This is a genomic window from Thermomonospora echinospora, assembly GCF_900108175.1.
In the GTDB taxonomy this organism is placed as follows: domain Bacteria; phylum Actinomycetota; class Actinomycetes; order Streptosporangiales; family Streptosporangiaceae; genus Thermomonospora; species Thermomonospora echinospora.
Map to the genome: position 1 here is coordinate 1 of NZ_FNVO01000065.1, position 1449 is coordinate 1449.

The 1449-nt window shown below is 68.0% G+C and carries 1 protein-coding gene; it reads left to right on the top strand.

The features are described from left to right. A partial coding sequence (locus C4U03_RS39660; RefSeq protein ID WP_235018416.1) for a hypothetical protein occupies positions 1-685 on the top strand: 685 nt, incomplete at its 5' end. Between the last annotated feature and the right edge of the window lie 764 nt (positions 686-1449).

Sequence of the window (1449 nt, forward strand, 5' to 3'; positions counted from 1 at the left end):
GAACGACTTCTTGAAAGGGAACACGGTAATGCGCAAGCTCGTGCGGAACGCTCTGGTGGCCGGTGCGGCCACGACCGCGGCGGTCGGCCTGGCCGCCACCCCCTCCTTCGCCGACACCGCCACCTGGAACATCAACCCGAACAGCACCGCCTTCTCGGCCACCAGCACCAACCCCACGCTCACCAACCCCCGCAACCAGGCCTCGCTGACCTGCACGTCGGTGACCGCCAACGGCACCACCCTGGCCTCTGACCCCCTCGACAGCGGTACTGTGCACGCCACCGCTCCCCAAGTGGGTCACAACGACGTGCCCGACACGGTCGCCCCGGTCACCAGCAGCGCTTGGTGGGGCTGCATGGCGCCGCTCGGCCTCACCTTCAACGTGGCCCAGGTCGGGACCTGGAACCTCCAGGCCACATCCGAGAACCTGACGACCCACGAGGTCAAGGGGCAGATTTCCAACGTCACCGTCAACCTCAGCGGGGCATGCACGGCGACGATGGTCGGCACGGTGCGCGGAACCTACGACAACAACACCAAGACGTTGACGGCCAACGAGCCCGGCGGCGGCAATCTCCTCGTCACGGCCGCGGCCTGCTACGGCTTCCTGATCGTCGGCGACAGGCCGGCCTTCTCCGCCACCTTCGCGGTCACCGGTAACATCACGGTCCACCGCAACCACTGATCGGGACCGACCCGGGCACAGCCCCTACCAGTGCGGAAACGGCCTCAGGTCCAAGGAGCGGCGTAAATCCGGTGCGCGGCCATCGGGGCCGCCCGGCACCGGGCCCAGTGACTCCCGACGAGAGGCCGCAACATCAGGGAATGCGGGGCGTGGCTCTGCTGTGCGGCCGCCCGCAGTGGCAGTACGTCCGGTATATGGCGGAGGCCGGGACCTCTCCCGGCGGCCGGAGGCCGGAGCATGTGCACTGCGTCCCATCTCCGAGAAAATCCAGGCCGACGGCGGTGACCGGCCCTGCCCCGGCTCCGCGCCATGACGGGGTCGCTATGGCAGATCCTCTTCGCGCCGACGCCGGGACGTCCTCCCGTGACCACTCTGTGGGGCGGCCGGGTTCCCGGGCCGTGGCCGTCGCCGGCGGAGGTGAAACCGGCCGGGCTCCGCCGGCCCGCAAGACGCCGGCCCCGCCACGTCGGCCGGAGCGACCGCCCGCCACACCCTGTGCCTGGCCGGCGGTCGGTGACCCTGGCCGCGACCGGCCCCTGCGCAAGATCGTGACCCTCTGTCACAATTGAGATCAATAAGTCTCGTTTGTGGTCACTGAAGGATGAATCCGATGTCCCTGTCATCGTTCGGTGACAAAGAATGGAGCAAATGGAGGCTTTTGGCGGTGCGCCCCTTGTCCGGCTGGTAACACGCGCTTAACCTACTCGCTCGTAGGGTCCGGTAAGCCGGAAACAGCTTACCGCACGAAGATCGTAGCCATCCCG